A 24,487-nucleotide genomic window follows, 5' to 3' on the forward strand; every position below is an offset into this window, starting at 1 on the left:
AACTATTTTAAATAAATCCAGTCTCCTTCTACTTGAGCGATCGCACCACCAGGAAATGGATCGGTTTGCGAACGGTTTGGCGCTGTAATTAAAGCCGTTAATTTCTCAATGTGTTCAAAACTCGCTGCATCAGTAAGTATTTGCTGCAACACCTGACGCATCACACGACGTTGCAGTGCCAATGATGCTTTCTGTAATACCCGACGATTTAACCGTAAGGGAAGAAGAGGAATAAGGGCATCTTCTTCATCCCCTATGCCCAAAGCCCTTTCCCGCAACTGCTGGGCAGCTTTTTCGAGATATTCTACTTCTGCTTGGAGAAGTTCTGCTGTTTGAGCTAAGGCTGATTCTACTTGGGGATTGAAATTTTCCCGTAAATATGGTAACAACTCTTGGCGAATGCGGTTGCGGGCATATTGCAAATTTTGATTAGTGGAATCTTCCCAAATTGGCAATTTAAACTCTTGACAAAATTGCTCTGTTTGTATTCGAGTGACTTCTAAAAGTGGGCGTACTAGCATAATGCCTGTAGTCAGAGGGCGTTGCCAAGTCAGGGCTTGTAAACCATCAGCACCAGTACCCCGAATTAAGTTGTAGAGGAGAGTTTCGGCGCGATCGCTGGCGGTGTGTCCTGTAACTATATACTGATAATTATTTGCTTGAGCGATCGCACTTAAAGCTTGATAGCGCCAATCGCGTGCAGCAGCCTCACTATTTATAGGTTCGTTCGCCGTTTCTAAATAAAAAGATATACCCCAAGTTTCAGCTAGGTTTTCAACGTGATGAGCATTAGCTTGAGAGTCAGAACGCCAACGATGGTCGCAGTGAGCAATACCTAAATACCATCCCCATTTGGATTGTAAATCTAAAAGTAATTTTATTAAACACAAAGAATCTTGTCCGCCGGAGACAGCGATTAATAGTCGCTGGTTGCGCTCAAACAAGTGGCGCGATCGGATGGTGCGATGTATTTTTGCGTGTAGAGGAGTCCATACCATTTTGGATTTTTTAGCGCCGACGGACACAGATAATTGTCTCTTATATCACGTGCATCGACAATTACGATTTGGGTATTAATTTTCACCTTCCTTGAGTTGCTGACGAAGGTCATCGAGCGGAGAACTTTCTGGATTGATATCTAAGCGATTATTTTCTTGTTTTTCTTCAATTTCAGTTTCATCAGGGCAAAATTCTAGGCGGACTCTAATTTTACCTCTCCGCCATTGTTGACCAGGTATTAAAACATAACATTCAAATCCTTCGTCAAAGACTCTTGAACCTGATGAGGTACAGTGCTTTTCCCAAATTTTTTTTACTTCCTTTAAAAGCTGAAAGACTATTTGAGTGCGGGGTAAATTTTCAAACGCTTCTTGGTGAAAATGCACAACATCTTTTTCAGGATTTAGAGGTTCCCATTCATCATTCATAAATCTTGCTCCTGTAACTAAATCTATAGTTCCCAGGAGAGACAAATTAATTATAAATCCTCATAGTTTTGGGATTTGGCTTGCAGCTACAACTTCTTTAAGAGCTAGTTCTAGTTCGGGGAAATTCGTAGAGATAATTCGGTCATTGCGCGTAAATTTTTGGACTTAGTATCGGTTTTCAAGCAATAGTTAGTTTTTTAACTGGAGTCTGAACCATATTGTTCATCTTCTAAAAAAGGACTTATAACTATTTGTAATTGATAATTAAATTATCAATTACAACAAATAATTTTATTTTTCTACTTGTTTGAGCTTTTGAAAAATCTCATCAAGCGGGGACTCAGATTCATCAGGACAAAATTCTAAAGCAAGTCTAACTTTTCCTTTTTTCCATCCCTGAGTACTAAATTGCAAAACTTCACAATTTAATCCTTGGGTATACAAATTTACTTCGTCTGTTTCTTCCGCTCCAATATATTCCTTAATTGCGGTAATCAAATCACGGACTTTAAAAGTTTTAGCAATATTTAATTTATTAAAGGTGTCTGGTTCTATAGACACAACTTCATCGTGATTAAGTCTCTCAAATCCATCTTCCATAAAAATGTCCTATCACTAAATCTATATTTTCCAGTGATATAACAGTTCATCCGAAATAATTCCCAAGAGATAATAGTAAATTTAAATCTCCTCCTTTCTCCCTCTCCGTTGCTGGAGAGGGTTAGGGGTGAGGTTATTAAAAAAACCAGCCGTAAGAATGCAAACCTTTACCCAAAAGATTCACACCGAGATAGCAAATCCAAACAACAACAAAGCCAGTGGCAGCTAAAATTGCGGGACGGCGGCCTTGCCAACCGCGAGTGATTCGGGCGTGGAGATAGGCGGCGAACACCAACCAGGTGATTAATGCCCAAGTTTCTTTAGGGTCCCAACTCCAGTAAGAACCCCAAGCTTCATTAGCCCAAACGCCACCGGCAATAATGCCAATTGTCAATAAGGGAAATCCGAGTCCGATGATGCGATAGCTGATGTTGTCGAGGGTTTCGGCAAGGCTAAGGCGCTGAGGTGAAAGAGGTTCGGCTGATGCTACGGTTTGAGGTTCAGAAGTAGTTACTAAATTCAAAACGGCGGTATTAGCGTTACCGTTGCCGTTGCTACTACTTTCAAAACGAGCAAAGCCGTTATTTTCAGCAGAAGGGGCTGGTGGTTGAGAAATTAGTTCAGCTGCTTTGTGTAAGCGGTAGCCGTTACTGCGATAGCCACCAGTACCTACAGAACTACCTTGTAGTTGGATGTTTTGACCGCGAGTGACAATCAGAAAAGCGATCGCTAATAATGCACCCACCATCAAAGCAGAATAACTCAACATCATGACGCTGACATGCATCATCAGCCAATTTGACTTCAAGGCAGGTACTAGGGGTTCTGACGCTTGCATCTGGGATGGTAATGTCATTGTCGCAAAAGCAGCGATCAACATTGCCACCGGAGCTGTAACAACTCCTACTAAGCGGCTACGGCTACTACTTTCAGCAATTAGATGGACAGTGGTAATTCCCCAAGTTAAGAAAAACAGGGATTCATAGAGATTACTTAGGGGAAAGTAACCAGCTTCTATCCATCTTGCCCCTAGTAGAGTCGCCATACACAAATTAGCGATCGCCATCCCAGCTGTCCCCAAAGCGGCTAGATAAGGCAGATTCGGAAAAGCCGCTCCTCCCCAATACACCAGCATTGTTAGGAATAATATGGCAAAGGAGGCATTGTCCAGCCAGTTCTGGAGTACAACCAGATTCATAAAGTCTTCTCTCCGTGGATGATTTAAAATATCGATTCTGACTGTTCTGATCCTATATGTTTACAGGGTTATGGGATAGGAGAATTGGAAATTGGGAATTGGGAATTGGGAATTAGGAATTGGGAATTGGGAATTGGGGATTGGGGACAAGGGGAAAGACTTGTTTCAAGTTCTCACCCCTTGCCCCCTTGTCCCCTTGTCCCCCTGCCCTCTGCCTCCTGCCCCCTGCTCTCTTATCTAGAAGAGTTGCTATTATTGCTTTCTGGACTAGGCAAGGGAGTCGTATTACTAACTTTTTTGAGTGCTATAAAAATGTCGTAGAGGTTACTACGACTGTCGCTGACAGCAGATGTCATCCCAATCGAGCGTGTTGCAGCTAGCAAAGTTTGTTGATTGGGAATTAGAGTTGGTAAAGGGAAATTGTTCACAGTTCGTTCCACATCCAGAAAAAATTGACCATTTGTTGGATTTGGTTCTGTAGGAACTGTTTGTTGGAATGGGATCGTGCTACCTAGTGTGTTGTTGGGCTTGGGAACAATTTTATCAGTGATGGGAGCGCCCACTACTAAAAAGGCGACATCTCCATCTAACCAACCGTGGGTGGCAGTTAAAGTACCATAAGGTGAAACCCAGTTGACAACAGGTTGCCCTGCAACTTTTGCAGGTTGCACTTGGAACTGGTATTGATTTCTCATCACATCATCCAATTGTTTTATGGATGCTTCGGCTGAATTGCGTAGGCTTTGCCCACCGTAGGCATTGCTGGCCTGTACCATGAACACCAAACCCGCACGAAAATCATTTGGTGAACCTTCTTTGGGAGTATTAGGAATCACTGATAAGGAAAACTCGCCTTTCATCCAACTGAGCAAATCCTTATCTAAATCTAGAGTGGTAAGAGATTTTATCCCACCTTTGAGTTGTTCTGGTGCGATCGGTGAGAGGGGATTTCCTTGAGATGTTAAAACGTAATCTCCCCATAACCTCTGTAAGTTTCCTCCCGAAAGCATCATTAAGGTTTCTGCTGGTACGCGACTTTGCATTTTCCCAGCTTTATTTTCCACTGCCAGCACACGTTGACTATTAGGATTTAACCAAGAAACACCCTTGAAGCGGATTCCTTCTGCCTCTAAAGTCATTGTCCCTGCTAAACCTTGGTTATTTTGCAGTTGAGCTAAAACTTGAGCGGGTAAAGGGCGGTTTGGAGAAGCTGCGGCTATTTTAGCTGCTGTTGGCACATTGACGTAAAACTGGCCAAAGCGTTGATAATTGGCAATTTTCGGAAAATTCTCAGCAAAGCCCCCTGTTGTCGCCAGGGATGTTTGATTTTTGTAGGCATCGATCGCTCGTTCTGTGGCTTTAGGACTATCAGTTATAACTAAAAAACGCCCATCTATTAATGCTGCTGATAAGTTTTCCCCTGTTTGCCCCTCACTTTGTTTGATGGCGATCCCTTGATAAATACGGTCAATCCATTTGCCTTGTTTAAGGGTTTTGGGTTGTGCCAAAATGTTTTTGGCGATTTCTGGATTTTTTACTGGTAATACCATTACCATCGACTGCTGATCACTGCCAGCATCTTCATTCGTGGTAACTGGTTTGGGTACAGCTTTGCTTGCTGTTGCTGGGGCAAGAATTGCGATTGTAACGTCATTGCCTACCCAAGGGGCGATATCTTTCTGGAAGTCGTAACCATTATTAGTCAGAAAGCGATCGCGCAATTCTACTAAATTTCTGTCCAGTTCTGCTTGGGTTTCTTTTGTCCCAAACTCCCGCAATTTCTGCCATTGCTGGGGATCTGTTGTCAGAGAAACCGCAAACAGTGCATCACCAGGAATAATATTTGCACCTACGAGCAAATCACTGGAAGATATTTGTCTCTGGCTTAACAACCAGTATGCTACACTCCCTGCACCAATTAATAGCCCAGCAGCCGAGAGCGTCAGCACCAGAGAGGGTTTCTTATTTTTCTTCATTGGAACAGACACAAGAGGCGGTGCCATCGAAACCTATACCTTATACTTGCAAACTTATTACTTGCTTGATTAGTTAAGTACACCAACTGGTTTAACCATTCTTTAGGACAGCTAATTAGATTAAATTTTCCACCCTAAATGTTGATGATACTTCGGTAATCAATCTTCCCTAGTCTTTCAAAAGCCGTGTTTTTGATTCAGTTACCATTTTTAACACGGTTTGTTGAATTTCGTAGGACGTTTCGCTCAGATTAATGCCTCATTCGGAGATTTTCGCAAGTAAATCTGTGATTCCAAGCAATTAGAGAATATAACTAACTGGACAAAGCTGCAAGTTAATTTAAGCTATTTGGCTTTGCTCGGTAGCGATCGCCTATGATGGGCGGATACGCCATTGCACCACATAATGACTGCAATATTTTTTGCGACAACCTATAATTGCAACTCAAATCCAGGTAATATATCCTCTCCAGAAACAATCCCCGGTATTTGCACAACTTCTACAGCTTTTAAAAGTCGGTAAATTTCGACTTGACGATCTTGAGGATTAATCAGCCAACCCAAACGCAGACCATTTTTGATATATTCCTGCATTTTCTCTTGAATCTGTGACAGCCGGTCTGTCTCCGATCGCAGTTCAATCACAAAGTCGGGTACAAGTGGCGGAAATTTTTTTCGTTGTTCTGGTGTTAAAGCTTCCCAGCGCTCCAATTTTACCCAAGCAGCATCAGGAGAACGTTTTGCACCATTTGGAAGTATAAAGATAGTTGAAGAACTAAAAACTTTCCCTAATTTAGCTTGACGATTCCAATTATTTAAGTCTGTAATTAAATCTGCTTCTTGATTTCCACTTTCTCCTCCGACTGGTGGCATAATTATTAATTCTCCGGCTGCATTCATCTCTAGGCTTAAATCACGATTGGCAACACACAATTGATAAAATTGCTCATCGCTTAAATGAGCAATCGGTTCTAGATTTAGCACAACAGTATTCATTAAATCTTTCCTCGTATCTTTGTTGCTAACATCAGTAGGAAATTCTTGCTTGTTGGAAAATTTCTTGAGGTGTAATTTGCAACCCTTCAAATAAGGAATCTTCTAAACTCTCAGTACCACGTTTGGTTTGAGGGAGAATATCAGGATAAAAAATAGTAATAGTTTTTGCTCTAGAATCAATAATCCAAACTCGTTGAACTTTAGCTTTTAGATAATCAGTGGCTTTTTCGGTCATTTCTCCGAAAGTTTGACCAGGGGAGATAATTTCAATGACTAATTCGGGTGCAACAGGACAAGCCTCATCTTGCAACCAATCAGCAGAAAGACGGTTATAAGAAATATAAGTCAAATCTGCTACAGGAACCCAGTCTTGTTGATTTCGTTTTAGCTTAATTGCCCATTCAATTACAACCCGCCCTTTTCCTTGCGCCCATGCAGACAATAGTATAAATAATGCACCTGTTATAGAACTATGAAAAAATTTTGGTGCCATTTCATCATTTTGGAATTTAGGAACAGCTTTTCCATCAATGAATTCGTAGGTGATATCTCCTTCGGGAAGTGCAAGAAATTCTTCGAGGGTGAGTTGGGTTTTAAGTTGAATCATGGTTGATCTTGGGGAATTTACTACCAGATGCGATCGCTACAATATTCAACCTTCCTTTGATAACCTCATTGTATTGCTCAATCGCGATCGCAGGCTTTTTACCGATTTTGGGAATTCAATTGCATCGCTCCCAAATATTTAGTTAAATAAGGCGAAAAAACTTCATAAATTAAGGTTAGTGGCTGTCCATGATGCCAAAACAAGTAGTGGCGACCCCAAAAAGGCCCAGTTACGTCAAAACCAGACTCTAGCGCCGATGAGTCACCATAATAAATCCCTCGAACATCCCGATATAACTCTGTGCGGAGACGAGCTAAACTTGCCCAAATTGGTAATGAACGATTTTGCAAATACTCATCTACATGACTGGCTTCCCACCACGAGGTAGCATAAGCTAATCGTTGACCAGAAGCAGTCCGCAGCCACACTTGTCGCCGTAGTCGAGGCCCTGGAACAGCTTGGATTAAATCAGGTGCAGCATCCAAATCCATGCCAATAAATGACATATCAATGACATCTACTTCTACAGGCTCGCCTGTAAGCAATTCTAGGTGACGTGTTGGAGAGCCGTCACCCAAAAGCATGAGCTGCCAAGCAGGTGCTAGCTGAGTGTGAGGTAAACTTTTTTGAATTACTTCCTCCCCTCCTTGCCAAATCGGAGTGAGGCGATGCCAAGCTGCTGGCTGTGTTAAGTTGTTTGTAGGCGTAAAAGTAATACTCAATGCTTTTTACAAAACTTCACGTATCTCTATAAAAGCATAAAAAACCAGAGCTATACCAAGATTTAAGGGTCAACAGTCTCAGGTCTATTGACCATTGACTATTGACCCTTGACTAATCAACAAAATATGCGGATGGTGAGACTCGAACTCGCAAGGGCATAGCCCACACGCACCTCAAGCGTGCGCGTATACCAATTCCGCCACATCCGCACGGCTTGTCTAAAGATAGACTATAGCATAAGAAAATAATTATAGTAAGGTGATATCTAAAGTTATATTTCTCAAAAATATAAATTTCTTCAAGGCGGTATCAGACTGACAGAAATTTGGCATCTGCACAAGTGATATTAAAAAGGGTAGAGCGACTGTGGGAGAAACGGTGCGATGGCGTATCGCAAAAACCCAGTTTGGTAAGCTAGCCAAGACTTACAGCAGCAATGTTGTTAGTGTAGTAAAACCCGTAGAGGCAGCAAGCCTGCAATATGCGAGTTTGCTTAGAGTTAGGGTGGCGAATCTCCTGTGATAATTTGAAATAATGCGGAAGCCTCGTTTCAAGTTGGATCAGAGAAAATGTGAATCTACTGGTAATGATATCGAAACTAAAAAATGAAGTTTGACAAAATATTAATTGCCAATCGGGGAGAAATCGCCCTTCGCATTCTCCGCGCCTGTGAAGAAATGGGAATTGCGACAGTTGCGGTTCACTCCACCGTTGACCGGAATGCTCTTCACGTCCAACTTGCTGATGAAGCGGTTTGCATTGGCGAACCAGCTAGCAGTAAAAGTTATTTGAATATTCCCAATATTATTGCTGCCGCATTGACGCGCAATGCGACTGCTATTCACCCAGGTTATGGCTTTTTGGCAGAAAATGCCCGGTTTGCGGAAATCTGTGCCGATCATCATATTGCTTTTATCGGCCCAACTCCAGAAGCTATCAAGCTGATGGGCGATAAATCCACTGCCAAAGAAACCATGCAAAAAGCTGGAGTCCCCACAGTACCAGGTAGTGAGGGGTTAGTAGAATCCGAGGAAGAAGGATTAAAATTCGCCAAGGAAATCGGCTATCCAGTGATGATTAAAGCCACAGCTGGTGGTGGTGGGCGAGGTATGCGCCTAGTTCGTTCTGAAGATGAATTTGTCAAACTTTTCTTGGCAGCGCAAGGGGAAGCAGGAGCAGCTTTTGGGAATTCTGGCGTTTACATCGAAAAATTTATTGAACGTCCCCGCCACATCGAATTTCAAATTTTGGCGGATAACTACGGTAATGTCATCCACTTGGGTGAACGGGATTGCTCAATTCAGCGCCGGAACCAAAAGTTACTAGAAGAGGCCCCAAGTCCGGCTCTCGACCAAGACCTGCGTGAGAAAATGGGACAAGCTGCTGTCAAAGCTGCCCAATTTATTAATTACAGTGGGGCAGGTACTATTGAGTTTCTCTTGGATAGATCCGGTAAATTCTACTTTATGGAAATGAACACCCGGATTCAAGTAGAACATCCTGTAACAGAGATGGTTACTGGAATAGACTTGGTTGCCGAACAAATTCGAATTGCCCAAGGAGAAAGACTCAAGCTTTCCCAAGAGCAAGTAGTTTTGCGGGGTCATTCCATTGAGTGCCGAATCAACGCTGAAGACCCAGATCATGACTTTCGTCCTTCTCCTGGACGAATTAGCGGCTATCTCCCCCCTGGAGGCCCTGGTGTTAGGATTGATTCTCACGTTTACACCGATTACCAAATCCCGCCTTACTACGATTCCTTAATCGGCAAGTTAATTGTTTGGGCCCCAGACCGACCCACTGCTATTAACCGCATGAAACGCGCACTCCGGGAATGTGCAATTACTGGACTGCCTACCACTATTGGATTTCATCAAAAAATCATGGAAACTCCACAATTTTTGCAGGGTAATGTCTATACAAATTTTGTCCAGGAGATGAACGGGTAAGGGACTGGGGATTGGGAAGAGGGGAGCAGGGAGCAGGAGAGACAAGGTGACAAGGGGACAAGGGGACAAGGGGACAAGGGGACAAGGGGTGAGAACTTGAAACAAGTCTTTCCCCTTGTCCCCAATTCTCCTTGTCCCCAATTCCCAATTCCCAATTCCCAATTCCCTAATTCGCACGAGATATCATAGTCAGCAATCCTTGCTGACCTAGTAATATTTCTCTTAGTAGGCTGAAGATACCAACCCAAATAATAGGTGTAATGTCCACTCCGCCTATAGGTTGTACCAGTTTTCGCAATGGCACTAAAAATGGTTCGGTAGGCCAAGCTATTAAGTTAAAGGGCAAACGATTCAGATTCACTTGCGGATACCAAGTGAGAATGATCCGAAATATAAATAAAAATGTCATCACCCCTAACACAGGGCCAAGAATCCAAGCAGTCAGGTCAACACCAGTCATCGGTTTAAGGTACTATCTATCTGTAAAGAAAGAAAACTCCGGCGAACGCCAAGCCGCGCTTCGCGAACGCCACAAAAACTTTAAGCTTTGTAAAGCACTCTCATCATCATTTTAACCAAATGCTGTGACTTTCTTCTGGAATAAAAAAGTAAACTCACTCACCGAAATAGTGCTGAGTAACGAGTGCTGAGTGCTGAGTAAAAAAGTAAAATTAGACCGCTAGGCATCAAATTAGTTCCGAGTAGTGAGTGCCTACGCTTAGGGTGGGAAAATTCATAAATACTACTTCTTACTCAGTACTCAGTACTCAGCACTCAGCACTCAGCACTACTAAAAGCAGTTACCAAGTTTAGCAGTTCCGAGTTAGAGGCTTCTCAAGAAAGTAATACACTATTAAAATTAGGATGAAGTGTGTAAAAAAAGGTTTAGAAGTATGACGCCTTCTTTAGCAAATTTTCTTTGGAGCCTGCTATGGGGTACTGCAATTGTTGTGATTCCCGTTACAGTTGGTCTAATTTTCATTAGCCAAAAAGATAAAATTCAGCGTTCATAATGCTTATGAGAGTTAATTTAACTCTCACAACCAATTGTCTGTCAGCTATTTATATATTGCATTACAAGCAGCAGTATTTGCCGCTAGAAGCAGTTGTAGCTAACAGACATAGGGTTTTTTAATTTTTTGGTGAACAGCTTCAGAGCTTCTTTGCCAGAGGCTTTGAAGCTTCAATATTTATCGTGCCTAATTACAGTAGTGATTTTAATTGTGACTCGCTAACATAGATTTGATATTGGGAAAACAGCAATGATAAATTTTGGGCTGAACTCAGCCAGTTTTCTGGCTCAGGTAAATTTTGGGGCAAATTCAGCCAGTATTCTAGGAATTTTCCTGGCTGTGGCTGGGGCAGCACTGTATTTTCTCCGCACTGTGCGTCCAGAATTGTCACGGGATCAAGATATCTTTTTTGCGGCAGTTGGTTTGCTCTGCGGCTTCATTCTCGTGTTTCAAGGATGGCGGCTAGACCCGATTCTGCAATTTGGTCAACTGCTTTTAGTTGGCACAACTGTGTTTTTTGCAGTTGAAAGTATTCGCCTGCGGAGTATAGCTACCCAGCAAGCAAAGCGTAACACTCCGATTGTGGATGATGAGCGAGAGGTAAGCAGAAACTATGAGTACAAGAATCGCAGAAACTATCAAGCTGAAATTGAAGACTTAGATCCATTGCCTTATGAAGACGAGGAAGAACGCCCCGTGCGTGCGCGGATTCGGGGTAGCAGAGATGAGATTTCCACTCGTGATAACTATTACGAGGAGCAACCCCCCCGTCGTTCTGAACGCCGCAACAGCAGCAGTAGTGAAAGACAGGCTCCAACTGATAGAACGCGGCGACGGACTTCTGGCCGTCCTGTGAATCGCCCTTCTGAAACCTCTGAAGATGAAAATTGGGGTTCATCTAGGCAAGTTGATGATTGGGAAAGTTCGGGAGGGGAAGTCAGAAAACCTTCTCGCCGTAATAATAACGGTTCTCAACGTCCAGAAAGCCGGGAAGATGATGTTGCTCCTAGACCAAGAAGGCGTCGTCCACCCACAGACTCAGCTTCTCGAAGACCGCGCGAAGATGATGAGGCGATCCCAACTGATTATGTACCGTATAACCCGATTGAAAAGCCAAATCAGGGACCAGATAATTCGACTGATTTTGATGACGATGTTTAAAACAGTTGGCGTGGAAATAGGTTTAAAGGCAACGGAAAACAGTTGAGGTGGAAAAATTTACGCCTACATTTTGGCTCCAAAGACCAATTCATTGGAGCCTGGTTTTTGGTTTAACAGGTTTGCTTGCATCTTGCGGTTCTAACAATATTCCCATAGGGCCTACTTCCCTCAACAGTCGCTACACCGAGGAGCAGCCTGCTTTGAGTGGAAATGGGCGCTTTTTAGCGTTTGTATCTAATCGGAATGGTAATCAACAGCTATTAGTTTTCGATTTGGAGAGGCAACAGTTTATTGGCACACCGGGCATAAACCGAGCAGAGACAATTGCTGAAAGTCCTAGCTTGAGCTACACCGGACGTTATATTGCTTATCTTACTAGTGACCAAGGTAGACCCGTGGTGGCGCTTTACGATCGCGCTACGCAACAGTCGCAAATCGTTACACCAACCTATCGCGGCTGGATCAGAAAACCAAATATCAGCCCAGATGGACGTTATGTTGTCTTTGAAAGCGCCAGCCGTGGTCAGTGGGATATTGAAGTCCTAGACCGAGGGCCAAATATTGAGTTAGATATTCCCAACGGTGCAACCGTAGGTTCACCTCCGTAGAAGAGAGGGAGCAGGGAGCAGGGAGATGAGGGAGAATAATTAATGCCTGTACAATGCCCAATGCCTCATGCCCAATATATGAAACGTGTTTTTTTTATACCTGTATTTTTCTGCTTAAGTTTATTGACTGGGTGTTTTGGCTACCCTCGCCTTTTGAGTTATCCCTTTGATCCGGGGGGTCGGAGTCTAAATAGTTTAGCGTCAGAATTAAACCCCCAAATTTCTGGGAGATACATTGTTTTTATTACTGACCGACGCGGTAGCCAAGATGTTTATATGTTTGATACGGTGACTCGTGATTTGGTTGATCTGTCAGGTTTAAATTCTTTTGATGCGATCGCAAATCATCCTAGCGTTTCACAAGATGGTCGTTATATTGTGTTTGCGGCTAGCCGCCAGGGGCGATCGGCTATTTTTCTCTACGAGCGGGAGACACGCCAATCACGAAATTTAACTAATAACCTACAAGCTGAAGTCCGCAACCCTACAATTAGTGCTGATGGTAGCAGGATTGCTTTTGAGTCTAGTAACAACGGGCAGTGGGATGTTTTAGTATATGACCGTTATGGGCGACCGTTAAATATACCTCAAGAGCCGCGTTGAAAAATAGGGAATGGGGAGTAAAGAAGGAAATAGGGTAAAGGTTACAGGGTACAGATCGTTCCCTATAACCTGTCACCTATTTCCTATTCCCTTCTACTTGTTGCACAGATTCAATGAGTGATCGCACTTGTTCTGTCCCTTCAGAAGGTTCAAAGGACAAGGGAAACTTACCTCGCAGGATCATCCGCAAACCGAGGGGTGCAAGACTGAGTAATCCTCTTAAATCTTTAAAGTAGTTACCGACTACTTGTAAACCAAATTGACGTTCATCAATCCAACCACCTTCTTTAACTAAATCTATCAAAACTTTCCGGTGACGAATTGAGCGACTATCGCTGGCTTCTTTGTGCGTAAGAATTTCTTGTTTAACTTTGGTGATTTGTTCTAATGGTGCAACTTCCATTGGACAAACTGAATCGCAGTATAAACAACGGGTACAACCCCATACGCCTTTAGTGCCTTCGTTATACATTTCTAAACGATTTTCGGTATCACTATCGCGAGAATCCGCTACCATGCGGTAAGCCTTGGCAAGGGCATGAGGACCAACAAAGTCTGGATTAACTTCACGGGCGTTGCATTCTGAGTAACAAGCACCGCACATAATACAGTTACCAGTTTGATCGAGACGCGATCGCTCTTGTGGTGTTTGCAAAAACTCTCTTTCTGGTACTTGTCGTGCTGCCGTACTCACATAAGGAGCAACTGCCTCTAAATTATTCCAGAAACTGCTCATATCTACAACCAAATCTTTAATCACGGGCATATTGCCAAGAGGTGCGATCGTGATTTCAGGAATGACATTTACTTTACTTTGGGATGATGGTATTTGTTGTAATCTAGCAAGTTCACTGCCAACATTTTCCTTACAAGCTAAAGCCGAACGCCCATTAATTCGCATAGCACAGCTACCACAAATGGTATTACGGCAATTTTTGCGAAATGCCAACGTTCCATCTTGCTCCCACTTAATATGATTGAGGCAATCCAGGATTGTATTACCTGGTTCTGCCTCTACAAGATAGGTTTGCACAATAGGGGAGGAATTTTGTTGCTGTCGAATGACCTTAAAAATAACTTCCATGACTACTAACCAAAATTTTAAAATTGCTTCACCAGCCTTAACAATCATGAGTCAAGGCTGGTAGTTACGAAAAGTGAGCTATACTTTTTTTGCCCTCAATTCAAAGCCTGGTGTTAATAAGCTGACGATTAAAGGGAAACTGATTCTAGTTTAAGGATAACCATTAAAATTTTACTTTTAGCAGCGCTGTAGGCAAAATTTGTGTCAAATTCTGAGATAAAACGCCAAAAATGTAATGGTCGCTTGACATTGAATTTAGTCGTTTGAGAATGTAAAGGAAAGAGGTTTACTTAGAAAGGGACTCAGGTTTATCTTTGGTCTAGCGATCGTATCCAAGGTAAATGCAGTTACCGTTAGCAACAGGTCTTCATATCAACTTGAGTCAAGCAATCCTAGCTGGAAAATTCCGCCTTTGCTAACGCTTGACAGAATTTTTTGATTATATAGAAGTGTAAAAGCACATCTTCAATATATAGTAGTGGCAATTAAGTGCTAGGCGTATGTTAAGAGATTTATTCTTCCCATAGACAGACGTAGAAAATCCTCTGACCGCTTTTGAGCTTACGGTAATAAACCGAGGAAAAATCCTTACCACTTTCAAATAAAAGTCTCGCGCATCGAAGAATCCCGGATAGGCGAGACTTTGAGATTTTTGCAGCCTCTCAATCAAGAAAATCTTGAATTTAACTAATTGGTCAAAACTGCTCATCTAAATTAGATAAATTTTTATAATGCAATAAAGGGTTAGGAAAATCGTCACGGCTTTTTCCAACCTTTAAGTCCAGAAATTTAAATAAAAATTTACCAGCAACTTTAATTCAAAATTAAACAACTATTTTGCTATTATTAGTCCATGCTAGTATTTAATATAAAATTACGAACTCACAAAACCAGAATCAATAGCCGTATCAGCGCGGCTACTACTGCTTTGTTGATTCGTAATGTAGAGACAAGAAAATTCGCGTCTCTACTGGCAGGACAAAGGGCATAAGCCCGTAGGACTCTATTGAAATACTATGCTGTCCTAAGCTTGAGAGGATGAGTAGAGAAAACTCTACCTACTCATTAGCGAGAAGGGCAAGCACTGAAAGTGAAAAACCTGCGATTTATTGGGTCTACGACTTATTTGGAGTAGAGCCAACCCCATTTGTAAAGGTGGCTGAAAGTTACACCGCTACAGTAGCGCCAAAAGAGAAAATAATTTCATTTCTGATGGCGAATAATGGTTAAAAGTGCCGTGAAATCAGCAAAATTAATTTCTATGGCAACTATGACCTCTAATTGGTTGTAGACAACCATAATATGAAGTGCTTTTGTCTCCTATCGGCAGTGATTCACCCGTAACACTAGAGTCCTAAGTAGCTCTATGCACATGCTAAAAAGCCAAATGCTGGCATGAGACTACATCATTTATCAGCTTGGAGAGAGTAAGGAAAATTTGAGCATAATGACTGAAACTGCAACCGCGCCATTAACTGGAAAAGCACTACTTGCGAAAGTAAAAGAACTTTCCACTTTGCCACGCCGAGAAAGAGCTAAACAGTGCGGCTATTACACTGTTACTAAGAATAACCAGGTTCGTGTTAATCTCACCGATTTTTATGACGCTTTGCTATCGGCTAGAGGAATTCCTCTAAGTCCAGAAGCACCTAAAGATGGTCGTGGTCGTGAACCGACATATCGGGTTAGTGTCCATCAAAATGGTCAGATTGTGATTGGTGCCACATATACCAAAGCAATGGGCTTAAAGTCTGGAGATGAGTTTGAAATTAGGTTGGGATACAAGCATATTCACTTGATTCAACTTGGTGAAAGTGATAAAAAACTGACCTCACCAGATATAGACTCCGACGAATCGGACGAAGATTTGGAAGACGAAGAGTAAATTTGCTGATGGTAAGGATAAGTATCAGGTATGATAACTTGTCCTTACCTCAATAGCAAACTGGTAACTCTATTGAAAAAATTTTGTTCCAGATAAAAAATACGATTAGACCCCTTGCAGAATTTGCCAAATTTAGTAGATTCTTGATAAATCAGCAAGAAATCTATAGTGCAAGAAGTCTATCGTGTTTTTTTTGATAACTTTTTTTGAGCCTTCGGTCAACGCCTTACTAGCATTTATGCAAAATGCACCAGCACTAGTTATAGTAATGGCATTTTTTGCTTGCTGGATAGTTTGTTGGTTGCCAGTCGCAGCAGTATCAGCAATATTGCTCAATTGGCAACCCCCTAAACCTTTGCAGCCACAGCAAAAGATGCCATTATTGCTGTCACTTTACCTATTAGCTCCCCTGATTCTGTGGGGAGTTAGTTGGCTTACCAATAAATCTTTTTCGGATTACGGCTTTGTTGGGAATCTTTCAAATTTTGGTTCTTTAGCATTAGGTTTCGGTTTGGCAGTGGTAAGCCTAGGGATTGTATTTAGTGGGCAATTCGGATTAGGTTGGTGTTCTTTTGAAAAAAAGAATTTCAAGTTACTATTACCCATCTTGCTACCGATTTTCTTGATAGCATTATTAGTCGGTGGGATAGAAGAGTTAGTTTTTCGGGGTTTTCTGTTCACTGAATTAGTACAGGATTATCCAGTTTGGGTAGCAGCAGCAATTTCTAGCTTGATTTTTGCCTTGCTACATCTAGTTTGGGAGCAACGTGAAACTGCACCACAACTCCCTGGATTGTGGCTGATGGGAATGGTGTTGGTGTTGGCACGTTTTGCCGATCGCAACAATTTGGGTTTAGCTTGGGGACTACATGCGGGATGGGTATGGGCGATCGCAACCCTAGATACAGCAGAATTAATTACTTACACAGGTAAAGCCTCTGACTGGTTCACAGGTAAGAATAAAAAACCCCTAGCGGGTTTAGCAGGAATTATTTGTGTACTGGGAACTGGAATAAGTATTTGGCTTTTCTCTAGGTATTTTTAATTTGGTGTTAAATGCCCTATGGGGCTTGGTTAAGCCATGCAGGGTAAATTCTCTCTCAGGACGGCGATTTATTGCGTCTCTCTTAACGTATCAGTCTTTTAGACGCGATTCATCGCGTCTCTACATGAGGGCTTTCTGGTTTATCCCAAGCGTATTGGGATAAAACGAAAAGTTCAAGACAGCAAAGAAGTTCGTTGAATTCACGTTTCGTCAAAAAGGTGAGAGCATCAAGGAACCCACCTACAACTATTAACTAACCTGAGTTCGGGATAAGGAAAAGGACAGGTAGTAAGCTGAAAATAACAACAAATCCAGCAGCCTGTCCTATGTTTAGTTTAGATGCTTTGTTCTGTCATGTAGATGATTTCTGTAAAGCGTTTGAAGCGCAATGGCACAAAAAATTGTTAAATCATGGAGGAATAAAACGTGTCCGTGGTAAAAGCTTATGTTTAAGTGAAATCATGACAATTATCATCGCTTTTCATCAAAATCACTACCGGAATTTCAAGCATTTTTATTTAAATCAAGTAAAACAGCAGTGGAGTTCTGCGTTTCCAGGTCTTCCTTCTTATCAACGATTTATTGAATGGATGCCATCAACCTTGATACCTTTGTGTGTCTATCTGAAGCATTGTTTTGGACAATGTACGGGTATCGGTTTTATCGATTCAACTTGTTTGAAGGTATGTCATAATCGTCGTATTTCTAGGCATAAGGTTTTTGAAGGTTTAGCCGCCCGTGGCAAGACTTATGTGGATTGGTTTTTTGGTTTTAAGCTGCATCTGGTCGTCAATGAGTTTGGTCAACTCTTAAATGTATCTCTGACTCCTGGTAATGTTGATGACCGTCAGCCAGTACCCGATTTACTGAGTGGTCTGTTTGGCAAAATCTTTGCCGATAGAGGTTATGTTTCCCAAAAACTCGCTTCTCAACTTTTACAAGACTTCGGAATTGAATTTTTTGCCAAACCCCGTCGCAATATGAAGAATAAGCTAATGCGTCTTCATGACAAGCTTTTGTCCCGTAAACGCTCAATTATTGAGACGATTAACGACCAACTCAAGAACATTTCTCAGATTGAACATTCCAGACACCGAAGCCCCGTTAATTTTTGCGTTAACGTTCTTTGCGGATTAATCGCTTATTGTCATCAACCTAAGAAACCTAGCCTTCAACTGGAGTGGCTTTTACCTCCTTATCTTTAACCCGAACTCAGGTTAACTAACCTCCAAAGCCAGGAATTAAACGCTTGAGGGCACGATCGGTAACATCGCTATAGCGCAGTTCTCCACACATAATCTGACCCATGATTTTGGCAGCAGAGGGATGCTTAACACCAACTTTGTAGCCAATACTAGGAAAGCGATAGAATGCTCCAGCTAATTTTTGTGCCCAAGCCATCTCAGTACCCCATTCTTCATTAATAGCTTCACTATATTTTTCTAAAGCGTTGATGTCACCAGAAAGGGCCTCATTAATGGCTCCTGCTGCAATCAAGCCGCTAAAAATTGAAGGACGAATGCCTTCTGCTGTCATAGGATAAACTACACAAGCAGCTTCACCAGCCAAAACAGCATTTTGGGTATGCAACTTTTGCTTTCCATCCCACAAGCAAAGGGGATAACCATACTTCTTGCTGGTTTTGATATCTAAATTAAACGATCGCGCGTATTCATCTAAAATCTTCTTAAAATCTTGGGGTTCGCCACCGCCAAACGTACCAATACCAATGGAATAACCATCCGCTTTCGGGAAGTTCCAAATGTAGCCATTTTTCACCAACCCCAACTCAATATGAATTGTGGATTTGTCTTTCACAGTGGTGGAAACTTCTGCTTCCAAAGCTGCTGCTAAACGGCGTTTACGTTCTTTGAAGCCTAACCATTTTGCCATTAGCCCTTTAGCACCATCAGCCGCGATTAAGTAGCGACCTGTAATTGGCTCATTGGCTGTGTTAACTTGCCAATAGTCACCTTTAAATTCAATACCCGTTACTTCAGTATTATCTCGTAGTTCAGCCCCTTGCTTCTGTGCTTGCTGCACTAGGAAATGGTCAAAAATATCTCGTCGCACCATCCAGACTGGTTCTTCTGTGGCTATTTTTGCTTCCACTGGGTCGCCTAATTTCCAGGTAAAGCGAAAGGAGTCAGCTTTTACAGAAATTGCTGGGCTAAAATCAAAGTCAAACCATTGAGCGATCGCTGGAGATACACCACCACCACAAGGCTTATATCTTGGTAGTGATTCTTTTTCTAAGACTAATACTGAGCGACCCTGCTTGGCTAAATGATATGCAGCTGTTCCACCAGCTGGCCCAGCGCCGACGATGATGCAGTCATACATAAGGCTGAATTTTGGCTCCTGAATTAGTTGATTTTCTCTTGAGTAGGGGCACAATTCATTCAATTGCCCCTACTTTAATTATTTATCGAACAGAATTCAGGAGTCAGAATGGGCTAAACGCCCCGCTACCGCTAACAGAATGAATTCTGTGCGAGTGGCGGATAGCGCAGCGTAAAGCCTTCTCTACGAGAGGCTGCGCCAACGGCATGGCTTCGCTTAAAGCGAGTCCACGAGCGTCTGAATAACCGGGTTTAAGACCCCCACCAAATCTACGATTTGGTGGTCTTTAATCAGTCGCGGGTCTGAATCCCCGACTGATTTATTCTGACTCCTGAATTCTGAATTCTTCTTCAAGTCTACTTACTTGTTTAATTTTTGTGAGATACCTAAAAAATGATAAAGGCTGAAGAATTTTACCATCATCCTTCAGCCTTTATGCTTCAGACTTTAGACTTTAAACAGTCGTAATGTCTTTTTCTTTTTCTGCCAATAATGCGTCTATTTTGGCTGTATACTCGTTTGTGAGTTTTTGCAAGTCGTCTTGATGATCTTTTGATTCATCTTTGGAGATTTCAGAAGCTTTCTCCTGCTTGCGAATCGAGTCTATGGCATCGCGGCGGATGTTGCGAATAGCAACACGACCCTCTTCAGCGTACTTAGTAGCCATTTTGACGAATTCTTTTCGGCGATCGCTTGTCAAAGGCGGAATATTGAGCCGAATTACAGAACCATCATTGCTGGGAGTTAAACCCACATCAGAAAGAGAAATCGCCTTCTCAATAATGTTTAGGGTGTTGCGCTCGTAGGGTTGAATTAGAATTGTCGAAGCATCTGGCGTGCTAATATTTGCCAGTGATTTTAAGGGTGTAGGCGAACCGTAATAGTCCACTAATACCTTATCTAATAGACTCGCATTGGCACGACCAGTGCGGATCGTGTTAAAAGCTCGTTGAGTTGACTCAACAGAACTTTGCATTTTGCTTTTCGCGTCAGCTAATATCACAAGAACCTCCCACAAGGGTACCGATGGATTCTCCCAAGACTGCTCGGTGGATGTTACCTCGCACCGTTAGGTCAAATACCAGAATTGGGATATTATTTTCTTTACACAAGGCGATCGCAGTACTATCCATCACCCGCAAATCTTTGGCTAAAACGTGCGCGTAGGTAAGGCTATTGTAACGCTTGGCGTTAGGATAAATCTCAGGGTCAGCATCATATACCCCGTCTACTTTGGTGGCTTTAAAAATCACTTCCGCATCAATTTCTGCTGCTCTGAGTGCCGCAGTGGTATCAGTAGTAAAGAAGGGATTTCCAGAACCAGCCCCAAAAATTACCACCCGCCCTTTTTCAAGATGACGGATGGCACGACGACGGATATATGGTTCTGCTAATTCTTGCATAGCGATCGCAGTTTGCACCCGCGTTTGCACCCCTATGTGTTCTAGCGAATCTTGCAACGTCATGGCGTTCATTACCGTGGCAATCATCCCAATATAGTCAGCGGTTGCCCTGTCCATCCCCGCCGACGCTGCTTTCACGCCACGAAAAATATTGCCACCGCCAACAACGATGGCCATTTGAACGCCAGTGGCTATCACCTCTGCTACCTCTTGCGCTATTCCTTTGACCACTTCTGGATCAATGCCATAGCCCATGTTGCCCATTAAGGCTTCACCGCTCAGTTTGAGTAAAACCCGTCGGTAATTCGTTCCCATGAAGTTACGCTTTATCAAAAAAGTTGCAATTGCCTCCAATTTAAGATAGCAGTTACAGGGACTATCTATGTCTAGTTACGCCAAATCAATGTTGTACCTATTGGTTCTGTTTGTGGTACGTCTATTGGCTGACCAAGAAATAGAGAGGCGATCGCAGTTCTTAAATATTCTTCTCCCACTGCTGATGCATCTTGGGGATGATTGTCAATTTTGCCTTTGTAGCGGACTATACCATTGGCATCTATTAAAAAGGCCATTGGTGTTTTCGTAGCACCAAAACTTTGGGTTACATCTTGCGTCGAGTCCCACAGGTAAGGAAAGTTCAAATTGTGACGCTCGGCAAAAGCTTTCATATTTTCAAAGCTTGGCCTAGTTTCATGATTACCATCACTACCATTCATCCCAATTAGTGTGAAGCCTTTGGGGGCAAATTTGGCTTGAATGTTTTTTAACCTGCCTATATAGGACTCTACATAAGGACAGTGGTTACATAAGGAAATAACGCCCACTGCTCGGAACTTCTCAAGATAACGCCTGAGATGGTGTACTTGACCGTCAATTCCTGGCAGTTCAAAATCGGGTGCATAGCTCCCGATGGGAGTATCGATTGTTTCTAGTATATTCATATTGTCTGGCTCGCAGAACTAGGAACAAGAAAAATGTTGTTAAATTTAGCGTCAGTTTCCAGTTGCAAACCACCCCTTAGCCGATGCCTCATATTCTGACAATGTTATAGACCAAAATAGCGATCGTAAATTGTGAATCTACTGAATCTAGCACTGATGCTAATTCACTCACATCTAAAAAAATGGCAAAAATATTACTCACATTTATAGAAGTGATGATTCCTAATGCTGACATAATCTAAGTTGTGAGGAAATTACCTCTATCAACAAGATAAAAACTCTTTACCTGGATAAAACTATCAGCCTAGAAACTTTTCTAGTGTATGTCTAAGTTATCACTAGACCAAAGAATTTTATTTGAAAATCTGATAAATTTTATTCAAATTCAAAAGAATTTTACTTACGCCTTGCTGCTGACGGGCTTTGACCCTTGTACTCATCAAATTTCTTATGACAACCTCAAGTTCAAAAACAGCATTTACCTCTACAAAAACCTGGATTTGGCAAGATTTCCCTATCTGCTATCAAACCCAAGGAACCACTGGGCCGGCTGTTGTCCTCGTGCATGGATTTGGCGCTTCTTGGTGGCATTGGCGGAAAAATATTCCCGTGTTAGCACAAAATTGCCGAGTTTATGCTATTGATTTGATTGGTTTTGGTGGTTCCGCAAAACCTAAACCTGGTGAAAAAATTACCTACACTCTAGAAACATGGGGACAACAAGTAGCAGATTTTTGCCGTGAAGTTGTCGGCGAACCTGCTTTTTTAGTCGGAAATTCTATTGGCTGTATTGTAGCCATGCAAGCAGCTGTTAGCAACCCAGATATTGCCTTGGGAGTTGCATTGCTCAACTGTTCTTTACGGCTGTTGCACGATCGCAAACGTATAACTTTACCTTGGACTCGTCGTGTCGGAGCGCCTTTACTGCAACGCTTGCTTTCTATCAAACCAGTTGGTGATTTCTTTTTCAATCAACTTGCCAAACCGAAAACAGTGCGGAAAATTCTCCTGCAAGCTTATGCTAATCCTGAGATGGTGACAGATGAGTTGGTAGATATTCTGACTTCACCAGCAAGCGATCCAGGGGCTGGGGCTGTGTTTCTTGCTTTTACTTCTTATTCTACAGGGCCATTACCAGAAGACCTTTTACCACTGTTACAGTGTCCTGCAATTATCTTGTGGGGAACAGCCGATCCGTGGGAACCAATTAAGTTAGGGAGAGAATTAGCTAATTTCCCACAGGTACAAAAGTTTATTCCTTTAGAAGGAGTTGGGCATTGTCCCCAAGATGAAGCACCAGAGTTAGTCAATCCGATTTTACTTGATTGGATTGGGGAGCAATCGGCAGTGTGAGATTCAGTTGAAAGCTTTTATTGCTTGCCACAGACACAAACTATGTAGAGAATACATCTGGTAGCGGTAAAAGAGTAATTATTAAGTGCAAGTTTACAGAGAATTAGTATATGATAAAAGCCCGTTTTAACGGGCTTTTTCGTCTTTCAAGCTTAGTCTAAAACGCGGAATACAGAGGTACGCACTTGTTCTGCCCTGACTTGCAAACTCCGGCATATTTCTTGTCATCTATTGGTTTTTTAGCATTGGGAGTGGAAAGCCTTGTTGCAAGCATTTCAGACGGCAAAAAGTGCAAGTTCAATAGGCGATAGTTTACCACCAAGATCGGCGGCCGCGCCAACCGCCGCGCCAACCGCCGCGCCAGCCGCCGCGCCAGCCGCCGCCCCACCTGCGGACGTTACCTCCAGCTAAAAGCTCCTGTTGCTCTATGGATAGCTCGACAAGCAAATCGGATTGGATGGATTGAAACGACATAATTGTTTGCCTCACTTTTGTACAGTGCAGAAGGATGGCTAGTGCCTTGATTGATACAGAAAAAGCTGTAGTGTAAAACTATTTTGATCTGAAGTAAGTGGAGTTTACCTATCTTTAACAAGGGGCTTAAGCCCCTTGTCTGGTTATAGGAGACTGCTCAAATTCTTTCTCAAAATTGAATTGAACTTGAGATAATTATATGAGCCTTTCTTTCCCCCACGAATTGCAAAGTTTAGGACAAACGTGGGATTTTACGGAGACTCACGATACCACGAATAAAGAATCGGTTACCACGGGGGGATGTTCCTCCACCACTGAAAGAAGGCTCTTCACCACCCGCTCCTTCACCACCCGCTCCTTCATCACCTGAATTTTCATCACCTAAGTCTCCTTCATCGCCATTTTGTCCACCAGCCAGAAGCTGTTGTTGCTCTGTAGATAAGTCCACAAGCAAATCAGACATGGTACTTTGATTTGACATAATTTTTTACCTCACTTACTAACATTAGGTGTTATTCACCTATATTTTTAATAGTAATTATTTCCTGACAGTTTAAATTATTCTCAGGTTAGAAATAATAATAGCAAAAATATTCCTTTTGACTCATGAAAATTTAAATAGAAACCAAAAAATAGCTTTATATTTTATATTGGCAAAACTGCACTAAATATTGATAATTTCCCCAAGTTTGATCCTGATTTAAAAAGTTAAAATTTGAACCGTCTAGGTTTTATTAAAAAATGTAGAGGCACGAGTAATTGTGCCTCTACGTGTAGGAGATTTCTTTTCCAAAAGCTAAATTTTATGAGAAGATACTATTTAAGAGATTGGCAATTAAATTTTTCCATTTATCCTCTCCTAAACTAAAGTTTGGTAAACCAAATGTTGTGGAAGACCCAATAGTAAATTGTGACAAACTATATCTAGTTTTTTGTGAAGAAACATCACCACTTACAAGATTTAATGTATTATCTGCCGCAGTTTGGATATTAGTTTGCTGGATAAAAAAATTACTTCCACCAGGTATATTTGTGATTTGCCCAGCAGCTAGGGTTTCCTGTTCTTCTTCAGACAAATCCCTGAACCATTCAGAATTG

General features: G+C 42.2%; 27 protein-coding genes and 1 tRNA gene. 10 read left to right on the plus strand and 18 right to left on the minus strand.

The annotated features are described in order from the left end of the window. Nucleotides 1-2 precede the first annotated feature (2 nt). The 9 genes from tilS to GJB62_RS10560 form a co-directional block, all read right to left on the minus strand. The gene (gene tilS, locus GJB62_RS10520; RefSeq protein WP_114083798.1) at nt 3-998 is read right to left on the minus strand and encodes a tRNA lysidine(34) synthetase TilS; all 996 of its coding nucleotides are present in this window, start codon (nt 996-998) and stop codon (nt 3-5) included. Nucleotides 999-1,073: 75 nt separating this feature from the next. Then, nucleotides 1,074-1,427: a KGK domain-containing protein gene (locus GJB62_RS10525; RefSeq protein ID WP_114083797.1), complete on the minus strand. Its 354-nt coding sequence runs from the start codon at nt 1,425-1,427 to the stop codon at nt 1,074-1,076. 291 nt (nt 1,428-1,718) lie between these two features. Continuing rightward, nucleotides 1,719-2,027, minus strand: coding sequence for a KGK domain-containing protein (locus GJB62_RS10530; RefSeq protein ID WP_114083796.1), 309 nt, complete (start codon nt 2,025-2,027; stop codon nt 1,719-1,721). A gap of 136 nt (nt 2,028-2,163) precedes the next feature. Continuing rightward, the gene (gene ccsB, locus GJB62_RS10535) at nt 2,164-3,225 is read right to left on the minus strand and encodes a c-type cytochrome biogenesis protein CcsB (RefSeq protein WP_012412189.1); all 1,062 of its coding nucleotides are present in this window, start codon (nt 3,223-3,225) and stop codon (nt 2,164-2,166) included. Nucleotides 3,226-3,458: 233 nt separating this feature from the next. Further along, on the minus strand, nt 3,459-5,228 hold the full coding sequence (locus tag GJB62_RS10540) for a DUF3352 domain-containing protein (protein WP_114083795.1): 1,770 nt from the start codon (nt 5,226-5,228) through the stop codon (nt 3,459-3,461). Nucleotides 5,229-5,633: 405 nt separating this feature from the next. Next, nucleotides 5,634-6,197 (minus strand): Uma2 family endonuclease, encoded by a 564-nt coding sequence (locus GJB62_RS10545; protein ID WP_114083794.1) that lies wholly within the window; start codon nt 6,195-6,197, stop codon nt 5,634-5,636. A gap of 31 nt (nt 6,198-6,228) precedes the next feature. Further along, the gene (locus GJB62_RS10550; RefSeq protein WP_114083793.1) at nt 6,229-6,804 is read right to left on the minus strand and encodes a Uma2 family endonuclease; all 576 of its coding nucleotides are present in this window, start codon (nt 6,802-6,804) and stop codon (nt 6,229-6,231) included. A gap of 98 nt (nt 6,805-6,902) precedes the next feature. After that, a complete protein-coding gene (locus GJB62_RS10555) occupies nt 6,903-7,526 on the minus strand; it encodes a chorismate lyase (protein WP_114083792.1) in 624 nt (207 codons plus the stop codon). A 127-nt stretch (nt 7,527-7,653) separates the two neighbouring features. Then, nucleotides 7,654-7,736: transfer RNA gene (locus GJB62_RS10560), tRNA-Leu, on the minus strand. Between the two features lie 396 nt (nt 7,737-8,132). Between GJB62_RS10560 and accC the strand changes: the two genes are divergently transcribed. Beyond that, nucleotides 8,133-9,476, plus strand: a complete 1,344-nt coding sequence (accC, locus tag GJB62_RS10565; protein ID WP_114083791.1) for an acetyl-CoA carboxylase biotin carboxylase subunit — start codon at nt 8,133-8,135, stop codon at nt 9,474-9,476. A gap of 166 nt (nt 9,477-9,642) precedes the next feature. Here the strand turns inward: accC and GJB62_RS10570 are convergent, their stop codons facing one another. Then, nucleotides 9,643-9,936 (minus strand): YggT family protein, encoded by a 294-nt coding sequence (locus GJB62_RS10570; protein WP_012412184.1) that lies wholly within the window; start codon nt 9,934-9,936, stop codon nt 9,643-9,645. 433 nt (nt 9,937-10,369) lie between these two features. Between GJB62_RS10570 and GJB62_RS10575 the strand changes: the two genes are divergently transcribed. The 4 genes from GJB62_RS10575 (at nt 10,370) to GJB62_RS10590 (ending at nt 12,861) form a co-directional block, all read left to right on the plus strand. After that, on the plus strand, nt 10,370-10,489 hold the full coding sequence (locus GJB62_RS10575; protein ID WP_012412183.1) for a photosystem II reaction center X protein: 120 nt from the start codon (nt 10,370-10,372) through the stop codon (nt 10,487-10,489). Between the two features lie 249 nt (nt 10,490-10,738). Then, nucleotides 10,739-11,650: a Ycf66 family protein gene (locus GJB62_RS10580; protein ID WP_114083790.1), complete on the plus strand. Its 912-nt coding sequence runs from the start codon at nt 10,739-10,741 to the stop codon at nt 11,648-11,650. A gap of 47 nt (nt 11,651-11,697) precedes the next feature. Continuing rightward, nucleotides 11,698-12,258 carry a TolB family protein gene (locus tag GJB62_RS10585; protein ID WP_114083789.1) on the plus strand — a complete coding sequence of 187 codons (561 nt, stop codon included), beginning with the start codon at nt 11,698-11,700 and terminating at the stop codon, nt 12,256-12,258. A gap of 78 nt (nt 12,259-12,336) precedes the next feature. Next, entirely contained in the window at nt 12,337-12,861 is a 525-nt protein-coding gene (locus tag GJB62_RS10590) for a TolB family protein (protein WP_114083826.1), read from the plus strand. Nucleotides 12,862-12,937: 76 nt separating this feature from the next. Here GJB62_RS10590 and GJB62_RS10595 read toward each other — a convergent pair whose 3' ends face one another. Further along, nucleotides 12,938-13,945, minus strand: a complete 1,008-nt coding sequence (locus GJB62_RS10595) for a succinate dehydrogenase/fumarate reductase iron-sulfur subunit (protein ID WP_181852897.1) — start codon at nt 13,943-13,945, stop codon at nt 12,938-12,940. 1,447 nt (nt 13,946-15,392) lie between these two features. On the opposite strand from GJB62_RS10595, the gene GJB62_RS10600 reads away from it, so the two are divergent. From GJB62_RS10600 to GJB62_RS10610, 3 genes are all read left to right on the plus strand, one after another. Beyond that, nucleotides 15,393-15,830, plus strand: a complete 438-nt coding sequence (locus GJB62_RS10600) for an AbrB family transcriptional regulator (RefSeq protein ID WP_012412178.1) — start codon at nt 15,393-15,395, stop codon at nt 15,828-15,830. Between the two features lie 238 nt (nt 15,831-16,068). Beyond that, complete coding sequence (locus tag GJB62_RS10605) at nt 16,069-16,875, plus strand: CPBP family intramembrane glutamic endopeptidase (RefSeq protein ID WP_181852896.1); 807 nt, start codon at nt 16,069-16,071, stop codon at nt 16,873-16,875. 326 nt (nt 16,876-17,201) lie between these two features. Then, nucleotides 17,202-18,080 (plus strand): IS982 family transposase, encoded by an 879-nt coding sequence (locus GJB62_RS10610; RefSeq protein ID WP_159402494.1) that lies wholly within the window; start codon nt 17,202-17,204, stop codon nt 18,078-18,080. 16 nt (nt 18,081-18,096) lie between these two features. On the opposite strand, the gene GJB62_RS10615 is transcribed toward GJB62_RS10610, so the two are convergent. From GJB62_RS10615 to GJB62_RS10635, 5 genes are all read right to left on the minus strand, one after another. Continuing rightward, the gene (locus tag GJB62_RS10615; protein WP_114083543.1) at nt 18,097-19,218 is read right to left on the minus strand and encodes a geranylgeranyl reductase family protein; all 1,122 of its coding nucleotides are present in this window, start codon (nt 19,216-19,218) and stop codon (nt 18,097-18,099) included. Between the two features lie 454 nt (nt 19,219-19,672). Continuing rightward, a complete protein-coding gene (gene frr / locus GJB62_RS10620) occupies nt 19,673-20,221 on the minus strand; it encodes a ribosome recycling factor (RefSeq protein ID WP_114083542.1) in 549 nt (182 codons plus the stop codon). Continuing rightward, nucleotides 20,208-20,936, minus strand: coding sequence for a UMP kinase (gene pyrH / locus GJB62_RS10625; RefSeq protein WP_012412364.1), 729 nt, complete (start codon nt 20,934-20,936; stop codon nt 20,208-20,210). Before pyrH ends, frr begins: the two co-directional genes overlap by 14 nt. A 71-nt stretch (nt 20,937-21,007) precedes the next feature. After that, entirely contained in the window at nt 21,008-21,562 is a 555-nt protein-coding gene (locus tag GJB62_RS10630) for a thioredoxin family protein (protein WP_114083541.1), read from the minus strand. A gap of 88 nt (nt 21,563-21,650) precedes the next feature. Continuing rightward, a complete protein-coding gene (locus GJB62_RS10635; RefSeq protein WP_159402495.1) occupies nt 21,651-21,797 on the minus strand; it encodes a hypothetical protein in 147 nt (48 codons plus the stop codon). A 215-nt stretch (nt 21,798-22,012) separates the two neighbouring features. Between GJB62_RS10635 and GJB62_RS10640 the strand changes: the two genes are divergently transcribed. Both GJB62_RS10640 and GJB62_RS36970 read left to right on the plus strand, forming a co-directional pair. Further along, nucleotides 22,013-22,915, plus strand: coding sequence for an alpha/beta fold hydrolase (locus GJB62_RS10640; protein WP_114083540.1), 903 nt, complete (start codon nt 22,013-22,015; stop codon nt 22,913-22,915). A 264-nt stretch (nt 22,916-23,179) separates the two neighbouring features. After that, nucleotides 23,180-23,326 carry a hypothetical protein gene (locus tag GJB62_RS36970; protein WP_181852883.1) on the plus strand — a complete coding sequence of 49 codons (147 nt, stop codon included), beginning with the start codon at nt 23,180-23,182 and terminating at the stop codon, nt 23,324-23,326. Nucleotides 23,327-23,621: 295 nt separating this feature from the next. Here the strand turns inward: GJB62_RS36970 and GJB62_RS10650 are convergent, their stop codons facing one another. Further along, nucleotides 23,622-23,870 carry a hypothetical protein gene (locus tag GJB62_RS10650; protein WP_147262535.1) on the minus strand — a complete coding sequence of 83 codons (249 nt, stop codon included), beginning with the start codon at nt 23,868-23,870 and terminating at the stop codon, nt 23,622-23,624. 322 nt (nt 23,871-24,192) lie between these two features. Continuing rightward, nucleotides 24,193-24,465, minus strand: coding sequence for a hypothetical protein (locus GJB62_RS10655; RefSeq protein WP_245246136.1), 273 nt, complete (start codon nt 24,463-24,465; stop codon nt 24,193-24,195). Nucleotides 24,466-24,487: the final 22 nt, after the last annotated feature.

This window comes from Nostoc sp. ATCC 53789 (assembly GCF_009873495.1).
In the GTDB taxonomy this organism is placed as follows: domain Bacteria; phylum Cyanobacteriota; class Cyanobacteriia; order Cyanobacteriales; family Nostocaceae; genus Nostoc; species Nostoc muscorum_A.

Excerpts from the sequence above, each read along its gene's own strand:
- pyrH (WP_012412364.1), bottom strand. The coding sequence starts at position 20,936 with ATGGGAACGAATTACCGACGGGTTTTACTCAAACTGAGCGGTGAAGCC.
- ccsB (WP_012412189.1), bottom strand. The coding sequence starts at position 3,225 with ATGAATCTGGTTGTACTCCAGAACTGGCTGGACAATGCCTCCTTTGCC.
- GJB62_RS10630 (WP_114083541.1), bottom strand. The coding sequence starts at position 21,562 with ATGAATATACTAGAAACAATCGATACTCCCATCGGGAGCTATGCACCC.
- GJB62_RS10590 (WP_114083826.1), top strand. The coding sequence starts at position 12,337 with ATGAAACGTGTTTTTTTTATACCTGTATTTTTCTGCTTAAGTTTATTG.
- GJB62_RS10595 (WP_181852897.1), bottom strand. The coding sequence starts at position 13,945 with ATGGAAGTTATTTTTAAGGTCATTCGACAGCAACAAAATTCCTCCCCT.
- GJB62_RS10575 (WP_012412183.1), top strand. The coding sequence starts at position 10,370 with ATGACGCCTTCTTTAGCAAATTTTCTTTGGAGCCTGCTATGGGGTACT.
- GJB62_RS10650 (WP_147262535.1), bottom strand. The coding sequence starts at position 23,870 with ATGTCAAATCAAAGTACCATGTCTGATTTGCTTGTGGACTTATCTACA.
- accC (WP_114083791.1), top strand. The coding sequence starts at position 8,133 with ATGAAGTTTGACAAAATATTAATTGCCAATCGGGGAGAAATCGCCCTT.
- GJB62_RS10540 (WP_114083795.1), bottom strand. The coding sequence starts at position 5,228 with ATGGCACCGCCTCTTGTGTCTGTTCCAATGAAGAAAAATAAGAAACCC.
- GJB62_RS10525 (WP_114083797.1), bottom strand. The coding sequence starts at position 1,427 with ATGAATGATGAATGGGAACCTCTAAATCCTGAAAAAGATGTTGTGCAT.
- GJB62_RS10640 (WP_114083540.1), top strand. The coding sequence starts at position 22,013 with ATGACAACCTCAAGTTCAAAAACAGCATTTACCTCTACAAAAACCTGG.
- GJB62_RS10605 (WP_181852896.1), top strand. The coding sequence starts at position 16,069 with ATGCAAAATGCACCAGCACTAGTTATAGTAATGGCATTTTTTGCTTGC.
- GJB62_RS10530 (WP_114083796.1), bottom strand. The coding sequence starts at position 2,027 with ATGGAAGATGGATTTGAGAGACTTAATCACGATGAAGTTGTGTCTATA.
- GJB62_RS10635 (WP_159402495.1), bottom strand. The coding sequence starts at position 21,797 with ATGTCAGCATTAGGAATCATCACTTCTATAAATGTGAGTAATATTTTT.
- GJB62_RS10550 (WP_114083793.1), bottom strand. The coding sequence starts at position 6,804 with ATGATTCAACTTAAAACCCAACTCACCCTCGAAGAATTTCTTGCACTT.
- GJB62_RS10580 (WP_114083790.1), top strand. The coding sequence starts at position 10,739 with ATGATAAATTTTGGGCTGAACTCAGCCAGTTTTCTGGCTCAGGTAAAT.
- tilS (WP_114083798.1), bottom strand. The coding sequence starts at position 998 with ATGGTATGGACTCCTCTACACGCAAAAATACATCGCACCATCCGATCG.
- GJB62_RS10545 (WP_114083794.1), bottom strand. The coding sequence starts at position 6,197 with ATGAATACTGTTGTGCTAAATCTAGAACCGATTGCTCATTTAAGCGAT.
- GJB62_RS10615 (WP_114083543.1), bottom strand. The coding sequence starts at position 19,218 with ATGTATGACTGCATCATCGTCGGCGCTGGGCCAGCTGGTGGAACAGCT.
- GJB62_RS10610 (WP_159402494.1), top strand. The coding sequence starts at position 17,202 with ATGTTTAGTTTAGATGCTTTGTTCTGTCATGTAGATGATTTCTGTAAA.
- GJB62_RS10570 (WP_012412184.1), bottom strand. The coding sequence starts at position 9,936 with ATGACTGGTGTTGACCTGACTGCTTGGATTCTTGGCCCTGTGTTAGGG.
- GJB62_RS10600 (WP_012412178.1), top strand. The coding sequence starts at position 15,393 with ATGACTGAAACTGCAACCGCGCCATTAACTGGAAAAGCACTACTTGCG.